Consider the following 16727-nt stretch of genomic DNA (forward strand, 5'->3'; position numbering starts at 1 on the left):
CCGCGTCGCATGTCGCCGTTCGACCTCCCTCCCGACCTGCGCAGCCGCTTGCGACGCCTGTCGCTGGCGCCCCGCGCGGCTGCGGTGCTGGCGGGCGACGGGATGCACGCCAGCCGCAATCGCGGCGGCGCGATGGAGTTCGCCCAGTACCGCGCCTATGAGCGCGGCGACGACCTGCGCCGGATCGACTGGAAGCTCTATTCCCGGTCAGACCGCTTCTTCGTTCGCGACGCCGAACGCGAGAGCCCGGTGGCGATCTGGATCGTCCTGGACGCCAGCGCCTCGATGGGCCAGGCCGATCTCGCCCGCCCCGACTGGTCGCGCTTCGACGCCGCCCGGCGCCTGGCCGCCGCCGTCATCGAGATCGCCCTGCAGCAAGGCGACCGGTTCGGCGTCATCGTCGCCCAGGCGCAAGGGGCGCTGGTCCTGCCGCCGTCCAGTGACAAGCGTCACCGCGACCGCATCCGGCTGACGCTCGGTCCGCTTCGCCCCGGCGGCGTTCCGGCCTGGGAGCGAGACGTGCAAACCCTGGGCGAGCGCATCGCGCCCGGCGACATGGCCCTGTTCGTCACCGACGGCTTCGACGAGGCCTGCGTCGCGGCCGCCGAGCGTCTCGCCGCGTCCGGTCGCGACGTGTCGTTCATCCAGCTGCTGACCGCCGACGAGCGCGACTTCCCGTTCGACCGCAGTCTTCGCTTCCGCGATCCTGAAGGCGAGGCCGAGCTGGCCGGCGACGGCCGGGCCCTGCGCGAGGATTTCCTGATGCGCTTCGCCAAGGCCCGGGCCGACCTGCGCGCGCGGCTCGAAGGCCGGGGCGTCCGCTATGTCGAGCACTTCATCGACCAGGATCCGGACCAGCCCATCCAGAAGCTGTCCCAGCCGGCGCCCCAGCGATGACGCCGACCCTGCTCCTGCCGGCCGCGCTGGGCGCCCTGATCGCGATCGCGGTTCCTCTGGCGATCCACATCGCGCGGCGGACCGAGACCCAGACCATCGACTTCGCGGCCCTGCGCTGGCTGAACCCCAACCCAAGGCCCGTGCGACGCCTGCGGCTGGATGAGCGGGTGCTGCTGGCGGTGCGGATCGCCCTGATCGTCGCCATCGCCCTGCTCCTGGCCCGTCCCGTGACGCGCCCCCCGGGCGATGACCGGCCCGTGGTCGCGGTCTCGCCAGCGGTCAACATCGCGGAGGTCCCGGATCGGGGCGAGCGCCGGGTCTGGCTCGCGCCCGGCTTCCCTGGCGTTGACCGTCCCGCGCCCGCCTTGCCGACGAACCCGGCCAGCCTCATCCGCCAGCTCGACGCCGAGACGCCCGCCAGGACGCCGATCGCCGTGGTCATGCCGCCGGAGCTGACCGGTGTCGACGCCCAGAGGCTGTACCTGTCGCGTGAGGTGGACTGGCGGATCGCCGCGTCGTCACCCCGCCCCGAACCGGTCGTCGCGCGCGCGCCGCCCGCGCTGAGCGTGCGCTATTCCTCGGATGGCGAGGACGCTGTTCGCTACTTCCGCGCGGCGGCAACAGCCTTCGCCGAGCCCGGCAAGCCGCCCGCCTTTGAGGCCGCCCCCGTCGACCGCCCCCTGCCCCGCAACGCCCGGTATCTCGTCTGGCTGTCCAGCGCGCCGATGCCTGCGACCATTCTGGACTGGATCGAGGACGGCGGCGTGGCGCTGCTGGCCCATGACGCGCCGTCCCCGGTCGAGGGCGGGCAACGGGTGACATGGCGCAACGCGACCGGCGAACCGCTCGCCAGCGCAGGTCGCTTCGGCAAGGGGCGCGTGCTGCGCCTGACCCGTCCCCTCGAACCCAGGGCCATGCCGGCCCTGGTCGAGTCCGACTTTCCGGCGGCCCTGTGGTCCCTGCTGGACCCGCCGCCGGCGCCCGATCGCGTCGCTGCGGCCGACTATGCGCCCACGGTGCGCGCGACGCCCGGCGCCTCGCCCTACAATCCCCATCCCGTGGACCTGCGTCCGTGGCTGGCCGTGGCCATCGCCGCGCTCTTCGCGGTCGAGCGCTGGCTGGCCACCCGGCGGCGGCGGCCGGTCGCCGCATGATCGCCGCGCTCTCCCACCACCTGCAGGCCGCCCGCCAGCGAAGCCTGCTCGACACGATCGCCGTCGGACTGCCGCTTGTTCTGGCCCTCGGCGCCGCGACCTGGCGGCTGGCCGGCGTCGCGGCTGCGCTGGCCGCGATGACCCTCGGGGCCCTGGCGCTGGGCTGGACGGCCTGGAAGCGAACCCGCCACTTTGACCCTGCCTGGCTGACCGCCGCCCTGGACGCCCGCGCGCCCGACCTTGAGGACAGCAGCGATCTCCTGCTCCGCGCGCCGGGCAGCCTGGAGGGCCTGGCGGCCCTGCAGCAGGCGCGGCTGCAAACCCGGCTGGCCGAAGCCGCCGCCCTCGACCTGCGCCCCGACTGGTCGCGCCGCTGGATCGCCTGGACCGCTGGCCTCAGCACTGTCGCGATCCTGGCCGTCATGCTCTGGCCCTCGGCGCGCGAAGCGGGCGGCGGTGTCGGCGGCGTTCGATCGGCCTCGCCCCTCAGCGCGCCCAGGATCGCCGGCGCGCGGCTGCGCATCACGCCGCCTGCCTATACCGGCCTGCGCCCGTTCGAGCAGAGCAGCCTCGACGTGCGAGCGCCCGCCAATTCGCGTGTTGAGTGGGCCTTGAACCTCGTTCCCAGCCCCGGCGCCGCGACCCTGAGCTTCCCGGGCGACGCGCCCCTTTCCCTTCGTCGACAAGGCGGGCGCTGGCTGGGCGACCGGGTCTTCGCGCGGTCGGCGCTGTATCGGATCGAGGCCCCAGGCCTGCCCCGCCAGCGCCTGCATCGGGTGGAGATGATCCCAGACGCCGCGCCGGCGGTTCGTGTCCTGACCCCAGACAGCGCCCTGACCCTGACCGCCCCCGGCCAGATGCGGTGGGCGCCCGTGTTCGAAGTCCGCGATGACTATGGTGTGGCGGCCGCCGCCCAACTGCGCATGACGATCACCAAGGGCGAAGGCGAAAACATCACCACGACCGAGCGGACCCTGCCCCTGAGCGGCCGGGGCGACGCGCGGCTCAAGCGTTTCACCGCCGACCTCGACCTGACGCGCGAAGGCCTCGCGCCCGGCGGCGACATGATCGTCCAGCTGATCGTCAGCGACAATCGCGCGCCCGCGCCCCAGAGGGTCGAAGGTCCCAGCATCATCCTGCGCTGGCCGGCCGCCATGGGCCTGGCCGACGGGCTCGAGGGCATGGCCCGCCAGATCCTGCCGGTCTATTTCCGCAGCCAGCGCCAGATCATCATCGACGCCGAGGCCTTGATCACCCAGCGCGGCCGGATCACGCCGGACACCTTCCTCGACCGGTCCAACGGGCTGGGCGCCGACCAGGCCCAGCTTCGCCTGCGCTACGGCCAGTTCATGGGCGAGGAGGCCGAGGGCGGCGGCGGCGGGCTGTCCATCCCGACCAATGACGTGCCCGCGCTGGACCTGCCGACGAACGACGGTCCAGCATCGGCGCCCGCCAAACCCGAACCCCAAGAGAAACATAGTCACGACGACGGGCACGACCATGGCGCCGAGCCTGCGACCTTCGGCGATATGGGCGACGTGGTCGCCCAGTTCGGCCATGCGCACGACACCGGCGACGCCTCCACCCTGTTCGATCCGGGAACGCGCTCGACCCTGGCCCAGGCTCTGGACGCCATGTGGGACTCCGAACGCGCCCTGCGCCAGGGCAAGCCCAGGGACGCCCTGCCTCACGCCCATCGGGCGCTGGACCTGCTGAAAACCGCCCAACAGGCCACGCGGATCTTCCTGGCGCGCGCGCCGTCGAAGATGCCGCCGGTGGACTTCTCCCGCCGCCTCACCGGCAAGCGCGACGGCATCGTCTCGGGCCGGCTGACTCCGGCGCCGCGCGATCCCGCCGACACGCCGGCCGTCGAGGCTTGGCGCGCGCTGGGCCAGATCCAGCCCGCCACGCCCCTGCGCCTGGACGCCCTGGCGGGCTGGGTGAGCGCCAACCAGAAGCGCCTTGCCGATCCCCTGGCCCTGTCGGCCCAGATCGATACTGTTCGCAATGAACCGGGCTGCCTGGACTGCCGTCAAAAGCTGCGCGCACTTCTATGGGCGGCGCTGGAGCGACCGCCGGCCGGCGTCCTGCGTCGCGCCCCGGCGGACGCCCGCGGCCGCCGTTATCTGGACGCCCTGCGATGATCGGCGATCTCCAGATCTGGACGGCGGCCCTGATCGCCGTGGCCGTCGTCGGCGGCGTGGTTCGACTGGCGTTTCGGCGGCGGTCAGCGGCGGAGGCGGCGCGGGGTCCTGCATGGCGCTTCGCCACGCTGGCCGGCCTGCAAATCCTCGCAGGCGTCTTTCTGCACCTGACGCTCTTCCCCCCTTCGGTGGGGACATCCCCCGGACGCCTGGTGATCGTCACAGGCGGGGCGTCGCCGACGCTGCGCGCCGCCGGTGACGTGGTTGTCGCCCTGCCTGAGGCCGGCGCGGCGCCCGGCGCCATCCGCGTTCCCGATCTCGGCGCGGCCCTGCGCCTTTATCCGCAGGTCGGACGGCTGCGCATCGAGGGCGAAGGCCTGACGCCCCGCGACCAGATCACTCTGGACCGGCCGGCGGAGTTCATCCCCGCGCGGGCGCCCAGCGGCTTTGTCGACCTGACCTTGCCCAGCCCGGTCGTCCCCGGCGCGCGCTTCAGCGTGGCGGGCCAGATCGGCGCGCTGAGGTCAGGCGTGGTCGAACTGCTCGACCCGGCCGGCGCGCTCGTCGATCGCGCCGAGGTGAAGGCCGGTCAGCGCTTTGGTCTGTCGGCCGCATCGCGGGCCGCCGGGCTGACGCTGTTTGATCTGCGCCTGAAGGATACGGCGGGTCGGCTGGTCCAGCACATCGAGATCCCGGTCCAGACGCGGGCGCAGCGACAGCCTCGGGTCGTCGTCCTGGCCGGCGCCGCCAGTCCTGAAACCAAATATCTCCGCCGCTGGGCCCAGGACGCCGGCATCGCGCTGAGCGTCGAGATCGATGTCGGCGGTGGCGCGCGTCTGGGCGATGCACCGATGCCGCTGACGCGAGCGGCCCTGGCCGAGGTCGATCTCGTCATCGTCGATGATCGCCTCTGGGAGACCCTGTCGATCGGAGAGCGGGCCGCCCTCGGCGGCGCGGCGCAGGATGGTCTTGGTCTGCTGCTGAGACCCACGGGACAGCTCTCCGACACCACCCAACGCGAATGGGGCGGGCTGGGCATGGCGAACATCGGTGGCGACGTTGCGCGAGCCTTCCGTCTCGGCGGATCGGCCTTGCCCGCCACGCTCGCACTCAACCGGCTTGGCCTGGTCCAGACCGGGCGAGACGACGTGCCAATGATCCGGGATGCGGCCGGCGCCGCCCTCGCCGCCTGGCGGCCGCGCGGCCAGGGCCGGGTGGGCCTGTCGATCGTGGCCGACAGCTACGCTCTGACCCTGGCCGGCCACGGCGACCGCTATGGCGAACTGTGGAGCGAGCTCTTTTCGACCCTGGCGCGTCCTGGCGAGCCGCCGGGCGTGCGCCTGGAAACGATCGCAAGGGCGGGTGAGCGCGCGGCGCTGTGCCCGGTCACCCAGCAGGTTCGCGTCGTCGACCCCGAGGGCGTCGAAAGCCGGCCGCGTCCGGATCCGGCGACAGGGCCCGCAGCCTGCGCCGCCTACTGGCCCCGCCGGTCTGGATGGCACAGGATTGTCGATGGCGATGTCGAGACGGCTGTGTACGTCCACCCCGCCGATGCGGCACCGTCGCTGGCCCACAGCGCCAACCGGCAGGCGACGCTGGAGCGGGTGAACGCGGCTGCCGGGCGCGGAACGGGGGCGGTCGCCGCCGCTCCCGGATCGGCCTGGCCCTGGGCCGCGAGCCTTCTTGCCGTGCTGGGTTTGCTGTGGTGGCTGGAGCGACGATCGGCGCAGGGCCGGCGGCTCACCGGGCAGTAGGGGCGTCCCGTGACAGCACGCTTTGGGCAGACAAACAGTTCAAGGCGACGCAAGCTGTCGGCGGCTGACGTCAAAGCGTCATGCCACCCCGCTAGTCGAAGCGGAACGTTTGGAGGCCCTATGCTCAATCTCGTCATCGCGCTGTTTCTGGGCCTCACATCCGCCGCCCTCGCCCCCTGCCCCAAGGACGACCTCGCCTGCGCGCGGTCGCGGCTGGACGCTGATCTGCGGATGAACGACCTGACCACCGTGGGCACCCACAACAGCTACAAGCTGGCGATCCCGGCTGACGAGCTGGCCGTCATGGTCGCCGCGCGCGGCCCGGCGGCCCTGGGCATCGACTATGCGCACCGACCACTGGCCGAGCAGCTGGACGCCGGAGCGCGTCAACTGGAGATCGACGTCGTCGCCGACCCGCAGGGCGGGCGCTATGGGCGGCCCCTGACTGCCCTGGGGACCGGCGCGACCCTGACGCCCGACTTCGCAGCGGCTTTGGCCCAGCCGGGCTTCAAGGTCCTGCACATCCCAGATGTCGACTTTCGCTCCTCGTGCCTGACCTTCGTGGCCTGCCTCTCGCAGGTGAAGGCCTGGTCCGGCGCCCACCCTGACCACGCCCCCATCCTCATTCTGATCAATGCCAAGGACGGCCCCGCCAGCTTTCCCGGTGGCGTCACGCCCCTGGCTTTTGACGAAAAGGCCTTCGACGCGCTGGACGCCGAGGTTCGCACCGTGTTCGCCGAGGCCGATCTGATCACCCCCGACCGGGTGCGGGGCCAGCACGCCACCCTGCGCGAGGCCGTGCTGGCCCAGGGCTGGCCCAGCCTGGGCGCATCGCGCGGCAAGGTCTTCTTCGCCCTGGATGAAAGTCCCGAGAAGGTGGCGTTCTATCGCGGCGCCCGTCGTTCGCTGGAAGGCCGGGCCATGTTCGTCAACACGGACGAGGCTTCGCCGGCGGCGGCCTATCTGACCCTGAATGATCCGATCGCCCAGAAGGACCGCATTGCCGCCGCCGTGAAGGCCGGCTTCATCGTCCGCACGCGCGCAGACGCCGACACCCAGGCGGCGCGGGCCAACGACATCAGCCAGCGCATCGCCGCCCTGAGCAGCGGCGCGCAATATGTCTCAACCGACTATATCTGGGCCGACCCGCGCTTTGCCGGCGGCTATACGGTGCGCCTGAAGGGCGGCGACGTGGCCGTCTGCAATCCCGTCCGCGCGGCCGGGCGCTGCGCCGGCCTGGCTCTGGAAGCCCTGCCGGGCGCGCCAGCGCGGGGATCTCGCCCATAAGCAGCGACCGGACCTGACGACCCTTCTGCCCGGCCGTCGTCTCTGCGCGCGGCCGGGCTACAGGCGAGCGTCCGGCCTGCAACAGCCAACCAGACCGGCGATAGCCGACAGGGCCTCTATGTCGAAGGCGCTTTCCAGGGCGTCGGCGATCGCGTCCAGAGCGGCGTGCACGCGAAGGCTTTGGTCCAATCCATCCGACGCCACGCCCAGCGTTTCCAGAAAGGCCCGGCGCGCCGCGCCCTGGTTGAAGAGACCATGGACGTAGCAGCCCATGATCCGTCCATCGGCCGAGACCGCGCCATCCGTGGCGCCGCTATCCATCAGCAGCATCGGGCGCTCTGAACCGATCGTGCGCCCAACATGCATCTCGTAGCCCTCGAAGCGTCCGTCTGCCCCAGCCAGCCGGCCCGAAACGGGAGCCAGCACCTTGTCGCCGGTCAGAATCGTGTCGACCTCCAGAAGACCCAGGCCCTCGACGTGCTCCGGCGGCCCTTCGACGCCATCGGGATCGCTCAGGCTCCGTCCCAGCATCTGATAGCCGCCACAGACACCCAGCACCCTCCCGCCGCGCCGAACATGGGCGGCAAGGTCGATGTCCCAGCCCTGGGCGCGCAGGAAGGCCAGGTCCGCCAGAGTCGCCTTGGTACCGGGCAGGATCACCAGATCCGCGTCGCCCGGCAGGGCCTGGCCGGGCGGTATGAAGGTGAAATCAACGTCCGGCTCGACGCGCAGGGCGTCGAAGTCATCGAAATTGGCGATGCGTGACAGCATGGGCGCGACGATCTTCAAACGCCGCCCCTCGCCCGGCCTTGACCGGTCAAGGACCACGGCGTCCTCGGCAGGCAGCGACCGGGCGGACGAGAGCCAGGGGGCCATGCCAAGATCGGCCCAGCCCGTGCGCCTGACGATCTCGGTCCTCCCGTCATCGAACAGGGAGGGATCGCCTCTGAACTTGTTGATCAGGAAACCCTTGATCATCGCGCAGTCCGGCGCGTCGAGTACGGCGTGCGCGCCGACCAGGGCGGCGATGACATGGCCACGATCAATGTCGCCGACCAGCACCACCGGCACGTCAGCGGCGCGCGCAAAGCCCATATTGGCGATGTCGCCGGCGCGAAGATTGGTCTCGGCCGGGCTGCCGGCGCCCTCGACGATGACCAGATCGCATTGCGCCTCAAGCCGACGGAAGCTCTCCAGCACCGTGTCGAGCAGCGCGCCCTTCTGCGCCTGATAGCCGCGTGCCTGCCAGGTTCCCGCCATCTTGCCCAGCACCACCAACTGGGCGCCGACATCGCTCTGGGGCTTGAGCAGGACCGGGTTCATGTCGACGGTCGGCGGCGTGCGACAGGCCATGGCCTGCAGCGCCTGGGCGCGGCCGATCTCGCCGCCGTCCGCCGTGACAGCGGCATTGTTGGACATGTTCTGCGGCTTGAACGGCCGAACGTTCAGGCCGCGATTGGTGAACAGCCGGCACAGGCCCGCGACGAGCACGGACTTGCCGACATCGGATCCACACCCCTGAATCATCAAGGCGGCCAGGTCTGTTCTCCCAGAAAGTGTCCGACGGGGACGCGGCGACCGTCCCTTTTGGGGACAGCCGCCGTACCACGCTCGGCTCTAGAACCTGGCGCGAACGCCGATGAAGGCGCCGCGGTCGGGCACCCCATAGTTCAGGATGGTCTGGTAGTCCTTGTCGAACGCATTTTCGACCCGCCCATACACTTCAAGCGTGTCGTTGATCGGATAGGACGCCCGCAGATCGATCAGCGTGTAGCCGGCGACGGCGACGGTGTTGGCTTCGTTGTTGAACGTCTTGCCGACATGACGCGCGGCGATGGTTGTGTTCAGACCGACCGGCCAGCGATAGGTCGCCGACAGATTGGCCAGGGTCTTGGGCCGGCGGGTCAACTGTCGGCCCGCATTGGCGCCCGAGGCGTTTTCCGACTCCGTGTAGGCGTAGTTGCCGGCCAGGGTCAGGCGGTTGGTCGCCTCGAACTGGCCGATCAGCTCCAGACCCTTGGCCTGCGTCTTCTGAATGTTCTTGTAGTAGCCAAACCGGAAGACGCCGCCCGGGTTGCACGGGGCGCCGGTGGAGCCGAACGTGCACGAGAAGAAGCGGATCTCGTTATCGGCCTCACGGGCGAACACCGTGGCCGAGACCCTGGCCTTGCCGCCCAGAAGGCGTTGCTCGACCCCGGCGTCCCAGCTGTCGAACTTTTCGGGGCTCAGGTCCAGATTGCCGTATTCGCTATAGAGCTCGTACAGGCCAGGGGCCCGGAAGCCCTGGCCGAAGCTGGCCCGCAGCACGGTATTGCCCTCGTTCAGCGCCCAGGCGGCCGAGACCTGGCCCAGGGTGTGCTGGCCATAGGTGTCGTGGTCCTCGTAACGCAGACCACCCGTCAGGGTCAGACCCGCAATGACCTCGGCCTGAAGCTGGCCATAGAGGCTGTCGACGCCGACGCGGCCGGTGCGGAAGGCCGGATTGGGCTTTGTCAGGCTCGGCGAGCGGGTTTCCATCCGCGACCGCTCGCTTTCGGCGCCGAAGGAGGCAGTGAGGGTCTCGCTGAGCGCAAAGGCGCCTTGATACTCCCAGCGCTTGTTCCGGCCGGTGGCGTCGAAGGTCAGCGGAACGGCGGGACGCGCCGGATTGATGTTCTCGCGAGCGGTGTCGGTGTAGCCGTAGGCGATCCGGTTGGTCCAACGCCCGTCCAGCAGGGCGAAGTTCAGGCCGGTATAGATCACCAGCTCCTCGGTCCGGCCAAACTCGGCGGAGTCGGTGTTGAAGCCGTCAAAGTCGTTCTTGCCGCGCGAATAGACCGAGCGGACCTCGGCCGAGACCGAGTCGCTAAAGGCGAAACGCACCCGCCCCGAGAGGCCGGTGTTCTGATAGCCGTCCTTCTCCTTGCCGGGCCCGTAGGAGGAGAAGCCGTCGGTGGTGTAGTAGCTGCCCGCCAGCCGCCAGGTCAGGCGTTCGGCCACCCCGCCGGCGCCGGCGCGGATATAGGCGGTGTCGCGCGCGCCGCCCTCGACGCTGGCATTGCTCTCGAACGCCTCGGTCGGTTCGGCGGTGACCATGTTGACCACGCCGCCGATGGCCTGGCTGCCCCACAGAGTCGACTGGGCGCCGCGCAGAACCTCAATGCGCGAGACATCGCCGACCAGCAGGTTGCCGGAATTGTAGCCGCCCTGGGTCGAGGACGGATCGTTCAGCTTGACCCCGTCGATCAGCACGACGGTGTGCTGGGTTTCCGCGCCCCGGATATAGAGGCTGGTCGCCGAACCGGGGCCACCATTGCGGGCGAAGGTGACGCTGGGCGTCTGGGCCAGAAGCTCGACGGCCGTCGTGGCCTGGCTGGCCTTGATGGCTTCCGGCGTCAGAACGGTGATGGACGCACCGACCTTCTCGATAGGTTGCACCGACCGGGTGGCGGTGACCACCAGCCCCGCCAGGGCCGTGGCCCCGATGGTTCCGGCGACGTCGGTTTCAGGAGCCCTTTGCTCTTCGGCCATGGCGGCCCCGGAGATCAGGATAGTGGATATTGCGCTGGAGCACAGAAGCGCTCGGATCATGGTCTTTCCCTTTGAATGACCCGCGCACGTCCTCAAGCCCCAAACGCCAGGAAGCGCCCACGACGAGAGGCCGCGACGCGGCCTGACTGACATGTCGTTTCGCGGGAAATCCCGTTCGTTCGGCGCACCCCGGCCGGACGATGAACGACTGCGCCGGGCAGGTCTCCTGGCTCACGGGTCTAGGCTTGGCGCGTCGCCTTCCCAGGACCGAGGCCCCAGTGGCATGTGACGCGTAAGCTCGCCGCTTACAGTTGCGGGGGCAGCCGGGGTTTTGAACCCCGTTCCCTATTCATCCTCTTGCGAGGAACCTGACGCAAAAACAGCCCTATAGGTTGCGCCGCACACCGTCAATGCAGCGCTCTGGGCGGTCAGAAGCGACATGAGAGGCGTCGATAGTCTTCAAATCGAGCGTTCGTCATCCAGGCTGGTGGTCAGTCTGCTAGACAGCTCTTGTCTGACCGACTCGCCAATCCGGAGTGAATTTTATGCGTTTTCTGGCTCTTGGCCTGACGGTTTCGATGTCGATCCTGGCCGGCTGCGCGACGCCGCCCGGCGCCCCGGATGCGGTTCCGTTGGCGGCCTTTTTCGACTGCGCGCGCGACAGGGGCGTCCTGATTTCGGCCCACCGTGCGGTGCTGGACGACACCACGCCGGAGAACTCCCTGGCCGGCATTCGCGCCACCGGCACAGCCATCCGCCCTGCCCTCCTCGAGATCGACGTCACCAGGACCCGGGACGGCGCGCTGGTGCTGATGCACGACGAGACTCTGGATCGCACCACCACGGGCCGCGGCCGCGTCGCTGACAACACCCTGGCGCAGCTGCGCGCCACGCGCCTGATCGACGGTGCCGGCAAGGTCACGGAGGCGCCGCCCCCCACCTTGCGTGAGGCTCTGGATGCCGCAGGCGCGGTCGGGGCGATTGTGACGCTGGACTTCAAGAGTTCAGGCGCGGATGGCGACGTCCTCACCCGGCAGGTGATCGCCGAGACCCGCGCCGCGCGCGCCCAGGGACGGGCGGTGCTGATCGTCTACAACGACGCGGACGCCCTGCGCCTGGCGCCCTTGGCCCCCGAGATGATGATCTCCGTGCCCGTGTCCGGCCTGGACCATCTGGCCAGCCTGACCCGCGGCGGGCTGCCGGCCCATCGCATCCTGGCCTGGACGGGAACCCGCGCCGAGAACCCGGCGCTGTGGGCCGACCTTCGCAAGGCCGGCGTGGAGCCGATGTTTGGAACCCTCGGCGCGCCGAGCCGCCGCGCGGACGACCGCTACGCGGCGGACGGCAATCCCAGCGAGTATGGCGATCTGGCCAGGGCCGGAGTCGCGGTGATCGCCACCGATACCCCCAAGGTCGTCAGGGCGGTGCTGGCGCAGGCGGTTGGCGCGCCTGCGGCCTGCAAGCTTGGCTGATCCTCACCCGCAACCTCGGCCTTGAGGGGGGGGATCCGAACAAACGTTTGGGATGGGCTCAACGGGCTCTGGCGTTTTGGTCCGGTTGGCCGCACAGTTTCGGCAAGGGGATCAGATCCGGAGTTCCGACGATGAAAATCTCACTTGTGATCCTGGCCCTGGGCGCGACGATCGCTGGCCCGGCCCTCTCGGCGCCCAAGGTCGCGACGGTTCGCGTCTCGATCGGACCCGACCTGGCCAAGAAGACCCAGACCCTGGATGCGCGCGAGTTCGACTATCTGACCCGCGAACTGAAACGCTCGGTCGAGAAGAGACTTGATCGTTCAGGCGCTCTGGATCCGGCCGGCGGTGAGCTGGACCTCGTCATCGAAGACGCCAGGCCCAATCGTCCCACCCTGCGGGAAATGAGCGCAAAGCCTGGGCTTTCCTATCAGAGCTTCGGCGTCGGCGGGGCCCGGGTCAGTGGTGAATACCGGGCCACTTCGGGCGCTCGCACGCCCGTGGCCTACAGCTGGTACGAAACCGATATTCGCTGGGCCCAGTACAATGGCACCTGGAGCGACGCCGACGAGGCGTTTGACCGGCTGGCCGTTCGATTGGCCAAGGATGAGTTCGGCGCCCACTAGCGCCGTCCTAAAGGGCGGCCACGCCCAATGAGTTCAAGAGGCGGGATCCAACCCGCCGTGTTCGGGAGAGGATTACGCGGAATGACCGATCGACCATCATCCTGGTCTCTGGCGGCGTTCGCCGCGCCCTGCCTGCCCCTTGCGGCGCTGGGCCTGCCGCTGGTGGTCTATCTGCCGGAATTCTATGTCAGCGAACTGGGCCTGTCGCTGGGCGTAGTCGGCGCCGCCTTCCTGATTGTCCGGCTGATCGACATCGTCTTCGACCCGTTCATCGGCGGCATCATGGACCGCACAGGAACCCAGTGGGGGCGGTTCAGGCCCTGGCTGGTGGCGGGCTCACCCCTTGTCATGCTGGGCGCGTTCGGCCTGTTCATGGCCCAGCCCGGTATCGGACCCGTGTATCTCTGGCTCTGCCTTATCGTCGTCTATGCCGGCTATTCGATGATGGCGCTGTCCCACACCGCCTGGGCCGCCGTGCTTTCGACCGACTATCAGCAGCGCTCGCGGGTCTATGGCTGGTGGCAAGCCGGCAATGTGGTGGGGATGATCCTGGTATTGACCCTGCCGCCGATCATCGCCCTGGCGTTCAAGGGTGATCACGCTGCGGGCATACGCTCGATGGGCTGGTTCATCGTCCTGCTGATCCCCCTGACCGTGCTGCTGGCGACCAGAACAGTCGGCGAGCGCCAGGCGCCCGTCGTTCGGCATCGTTCCGGGCTCACCCAGTATTTCGCACTGCTGAAGCGCAGCTCGACCCGCAAGCTCCTGATCGCCGACCTGCTGATGGGCCTGGCGCCGGGCATCGCCGGAGCCCTGTTCTTCTTCTTCTTCGAGCGCATCAAGGGCTTCGACAAGACCGAGGCCGGCATTCTGCTGCTGATCTATTTCGTGGCCGCCCTGGCCGGCGCGCCGCTGTGGCCGATGCTGGCCCGGCGGATCGGCAAGCATCACGCCCTGGCCGTAGCGTCGGTTGTCTATGCTGTGGTTCAGGTCTGCGCGGTGCTGACGCCCGCCGGCAATACGTGGGCGGGCATGCTGGTCCTGATCCTCGCCGGCCTGCCCTATTCCGCCGCGCCCTTGCTGGTCAGGTCCATGATGGCCGACATTGGCGACGAAGAACGCCTGGCCAGCGGCGCCGACCGGACGGGGCTGCTCTATGCCCTGGTCAGCGGCACCGTGAAGCTGGGCCATGCCCTGGCCATCGGCGCCTTCCCCTTGCTGGCCCTGTTCGGCTTCGACCCGAAACTGCCCACCCCGGTGGGCGAAACGGCTCTGATCGCGCTATACTCCGTGGTTCCAGCCGCTATGGGCCTTGTGGTCGCCGCCGTCATGCTGCGCTATCCGCTCGACGCGACTCGCGTCGCCGAGATCCAGCGCCAGCTCGCGGCGCGGGACGCGGCGACGCCGTCGCACCACGAGCCTGAACCGGATACGCATGCCGCCCTCGCCACCCCCGCCGAGTGACGTCGAACACCCGCTGTTCGCACTGATCGAGATCATGGCCCGCCTGCGCGATCCCGTGGGCGGTTGCCCGTGGGACCAGCAGCAGACCTTCGCCAGCATCGCGCCCTACACGGTGGAGGAAGCCTATGAGGTCGCCGACGCCATCGAGCGCGGCGACCTGGGGGATCTGAAAGAGGAGCTGGGAGACCTGCTTCTGCAGGTGGTCTTCCATGCCCGCATGGCCCAGGAGCAGGGCGCGTTCGACTTCGCCGGCGTGGCCGCGGCCATCTCCGACAAGATGATCCGCCGTCACCCGCATGTGTTCGGCGATCATGCCTATGACGACCAGGCCGCCCAGACGGCCGGCTGGGAAGCCCTGAAAGCCCAGGAGCGCAAGGCCAAGGCCAAGACAGGCGTTCTCGACGACGTGCCGGCGGGTCTTCCCGCCCTGACCCGTGCGGTGAAGCTGACCAAGCGCGCCGCCCGCGTCGGTTTCGACTGGCCTTCGACCAAAGAGGTGCTGGACAAGCTGCGCGAGGAGATCGCCGAACTGGAAGTCGAGATCGAGGCCGGCGACCGGGCCAAGGCGCGCGAGGAACTGGGCGATCTGCTGTTCGTCTGCGCCAACCTGGCCCGCAAGCTGGATGTCGAGCCAGAAGACGCCCTGCGCGCCACCAACGCCAAGTTCAGCCGCCGCTTCGCCTATATCGAGGCGGCGCTGGCCAGGGACGGGCGTACGCCCGATCAGTCGGACCTGGCCGAGATGGACGCGCTGTGGAACGCCGCCAAGGCGGACGAGAAGAAGAGCTAGCCGGCGACCATCACGAAGGCGTCGGGAAACTGGCGCTCAAACCGGCCCAGCGCCTGGGTATCCAGTCGCGCGACGATCGTCACGCCGCCCTCCGCTTCGTCCTCGCGGCTGAGCACGCGGCCGTTGCGATAGATCCAGGCCAGGGCTTCGCCCTCCCCCGCCGCGATCCGGACGGCAATGGGCGGGGAGTCGTCGATCAGGCCGCTGATGCGCTTGAGCAGCGCTTCACAGCCCTCGCCCGTGACCGCCGAGACGGCCGAGGCTTCGCTGCGTCTGGCGCTGCCTTCAACCTCCTCGCGGTCCTCTTCGGGGACGAGGTCGATCTTGTTCCAGACCTCGACCACCGTCTTGCCTTCGTCGAAGGTGACGCCCAGCTCGGCCAGCACCGTCTCGACATCGCGGGCCTGGGCCACGCTGTCGGGATTGGCGATGTCGCGGACGTGCAGCACGACGTCGGCCTCCTGCACCTCTTCCAGCGTGGCGCGGAACGCCTCGACCAGTTCGTGCGGCAGGTCGGAGATGAAGCCCACCGTGTCCGACAGGATCGCGGGGCGACCGTCGGGCAGCTTTACCGTCCGCAGGGTCGGATCCAGAGTGGCGAACAGCATGTCCTTGGCCAGGACTTCGGCCTGGGTCAGCCGGTTGAACAGCGTCGACTTGCCGGCGTTGGTGTAGCCCACAAGGGCCACGGTCGGGTACGGCACCTTCTTGCGGGCCTTGCGATGCAGGGTGCGTGTGCGGCGCACCTCTTCCAGCTCGCGCTTCAGCTTGAGAATGTTGTCGGCGATCAGACGCCGGTCGAGTTCGATCTGGGTTTCGCCGGGACCGCCGGTGTTACCGGTGCCGCCGCGCTGGCGCTCAAGGTGGGTCCAGGTGCGGACCAGGCGCGAGCGTTCATAGTCCAGACGCGCCAGTTCGACCTGCAGCTTGCCTTCGCGCGTGCGGGCGCGGCGGGCGAAGATCTCGAGGATCAGACCGGTCCGGTCCACGACCTTGACGTTGAGCCCGCGCTCCAGATTGCGCTGTTGCACGGGCGTCAACTGGTCGTCGAACACCGCGACGTCGATCTTCTCGACCTCGCAGATCGCCGCGAACTCCTCGATCTTGCCCTTGCCGAACAGCGTCGCAGGCGTGACCACGCGCAGGGGCGCGATCACCGTCTCGACGACATTCAGATCGAGGGCCAGCGCCAGGCCGACCGCCTCCTCGAGGCGCGACTGAGGGTCACGCGCCAGAGCGGCGGCCGGGCCTCGCAGAGGCCGCACCGGGTGGATGACGAGCGCCCTAAGAACCGGCGCGGCGTGGTCTACGGATTTTGAGGATTTGGACAAGCGTCTCTAATTCAATCGTCGGAGTCGGCGCTCGGCTCGTACAGCTGGACGGGCTGGGCCGGCATGATGGTCGAGATGGCGTGCTTATAGACCAGTTGCGACTGGCCGTCGCGACGCAGCAGGACGCAGAAGTTGTCGAACCAGCTGACAACGCCCTGAAGCTTGACGCCATTGACGAGGAAAATGGTCAGCGGCGTCTTGGACTTGCGCACGCTGTTCAGGAACGTGTCCTGTAAGTTTTGTTTCTTTTCGGCAGACATGGGGGTTCCCCTCTTATTGTTTCGGAGGGCAAAGCACC

General features: G+C 69.1%; 13 protein-coding genes and 1 riboswitch. Of the genes, 9 read left to right on the plus strand and 4 right to left on the minus strand.

Annotated features, from left to right (window positions below; genetic code table 11):
• Window positions 1-9 precede the first annotated feature (9 nt).
• The 5 genes from ACN2C7_RS11440 (at window position 10) to ACN2C7_RS11460 (ending at window position 7236) form a co-directional block, all read left to right on the plus strand.
• Window positions 10-897 carry a DUF58 domain-containing protein gene (locus ACN2C7_RS11440; RefSeq protein ID WP_419317093.1) on the plus strand — a complete coding sequence of 296 codons (888 nt, stop codon included), beginning with the start codon at window positions 10-12 and terminating at the stop codon, window positions 895-897.
• The gene (locus tag ACN2C7_RS11445) at window positions 894-2051 is read left to right on the plus strand and encodes a BatA domain-containing protein (protein ID WP_419317094.1); all 1158 of its coding nucleotides are present in this window, start codon (window positions 894-896) and stop codon (window positions 2049-2051) included. Before ACN2C7_RS11440 ends, ACN2C7_RS11445 begins: the two co-directional genes overlap by 4 nt.
• Window positions 2048-4195, plus strand: coding sequence for a DUF4175 family protein (locus tag ACN2C7_RS11450; RefSeq protein ID WP_419317096.1), 2148 nt, complete (start codon window positions 2048-2050; stop codon window positions 4193-4195). The genes ACN2C7_RS11445 and ACN2C7_RS11450 overlap by 4 nt, the downstream gene beginning before the upstream one ends.
• Window positions 4192-5949 carry a hypothetical protein gene (locus ACN2C7_RS11455; protein WP_419317097.1) on the plus strand — a complete coding sequence of 586 codons (1758 nt, stop codon included), beginning with the start codon at window positions 4192-4194 and terminating at the stop codon, window positions 5947-5949. The genes ACN2C7_RS11450 and ACN2C7_RS11455 overlap by 4 nt, the downstream gene beginning before the upstream one ends.
• A gap of 120 nt (window positions 5950-6069) precedes the next feature.
• Entirely contained in the window at window positions 6070-7236 is a 1167-nt protein-coding gene (locus ACN2C7_RS11460; RefSeq protein ID WP_419317098.1) for a phosphatidylinositol-specific phospholipase C1-like protein, read from the plus strand.
• A 57-nt stretch (window positions 7237-7293) separates the two neighbouring features.
• Here ACN2C7_RS11460 and ACN2C7_RS11465 read toward each other — a convergent pair whose 3' ends face one another.
• Together ACN2C7_RS11465 and ACN2C7_RS11470 are read right to left on the minus strand one after the other, a co-directional pair.
• Entirely contained in the window at window positions 7294-8775 is a 1482-nt protein-coding gene (locus ACN2C7_RS11465) for a cobyric acid synthase (RefSeq protein ID WP_419321455.1), read from the minus strand.
• A gap of 78 nt (window positions 8776-8853) precedes the next feature.
• Window positions 8854-10806 carry a TonB-dependent receptor plug domain-containing protein gene (locus tag ACN2C7_RS11470; RefSeq protein WP_419317100.1) on the minus strand — a complete coding sequence of 651 codons (1953 nt, stop codon included), beginning with the start codon at window positions 10804-10806 and terminating at the stop codon, window positions 8854-8856.
• 138 nt (window positions 10807-10944) lie between these two features.
• A riboswitch (cobalamin riboswitch) is annotated at window positions 10945-11133 on the minus strand.
• A gap of 158 nt (window positions 11134-11291) precedes the next feature.
• On the opposite strand from ACN2C7_RS11470, the gene ACN2C7_RS11475 reads away from it, so the two are divergent.
• The 4 genes from ACN2C7_RS11475 (at window position 11292) to mazG (ending at window position 15098) form a co-directional block, all read left to right on the plus strand.
• The gene (locus tag ACN2C7_RS11475; protein WP_419317102.1) at window positions 11292-12218 is read left to right on the plus strand and encodes a glycerophosphodiester phosphodiesterase family protein; all 927 of its coding nucleotides are present in this window, start codon (window positions 11292-11294) and stop codon (window positions 12216-12218) included.
• Window positions 12219-12349: 131 nt separating this feature from the next.
• On the plus strand, window positions 12350-12844 hold the full coding sequence (locus ACN2C7_RS11480; protein WP_419317103.1) for a hypothetical protein: 495 nt from the start codon (window positions 12350-12352) through the stop codon (window positions 12842-12844).
• Window positions 12845-12925: 81 nt separating this feature from the next.
• A complete protein-coding gene (locus ACN2C7_RS11485; RefSeq protein ID WP_419317105.1) occupies window positions 12926-14308 on the plus strand; it encodes an MFS transporter in 1383 nt (460 codons plus the stop codon).
• The gene (gene mazG / locus ACN2C7_RS11490) at window positions 14280-15098 is read left to right on the plus strand and encodes a nucleoside triphosphate pyrophosphohydrolase (RefSeq protein WP_419317107.1); all 819 of its coding nucleotides are present in this window, start codon (window positions 14280-14282) and stop codon (window positions 15096-15098) included. Before ACN2C7_RS11485 ends, mazG begins: the two co-directional genes overlap by 29 nt.
• Here mazG and hflX read toward each other — a convergent pair.
• Together hflX and hfq are read right to left on the minus strand one after the other, a co-directional pair.
• Complete coding sequence (hflX, locus tag ACN2C7_RS11495) at window positions 15095-16429, minus strand: GTPase HflX (RefSeq protein WP_419317109.1); 1335 nt, start codon at window positions 16427-16429, stop codon at window positions 15095-15097. The genes mazG and hflX overlap by 4 nt on opposite strands.
• 11 nt (window positions 16430-16440) lie before the next feature.
• On the minus strand, window positions 16441-16689 hold the full coding sequence (gene hfq, locus ACN2C7_RS11500) for an RNA chaperone Hfq (protein ID WP_013079113.1): 249 nt from the start codon (window positions 16687-16689) through the stop codon (window positions 16441-16443).
• Window positions 16690-16727 lie beyond the last annotated feature (38 nt).

Origin of the sequence: Caulobacter sp. ErkDOM-E, assembly GCF_048541895.1 — a bacterium.
GTDB lineage: Bacteria > Pseudomonadota > Alphaproteobacteria > Caulobacterales > Caulobacteraceae > Caulobacter.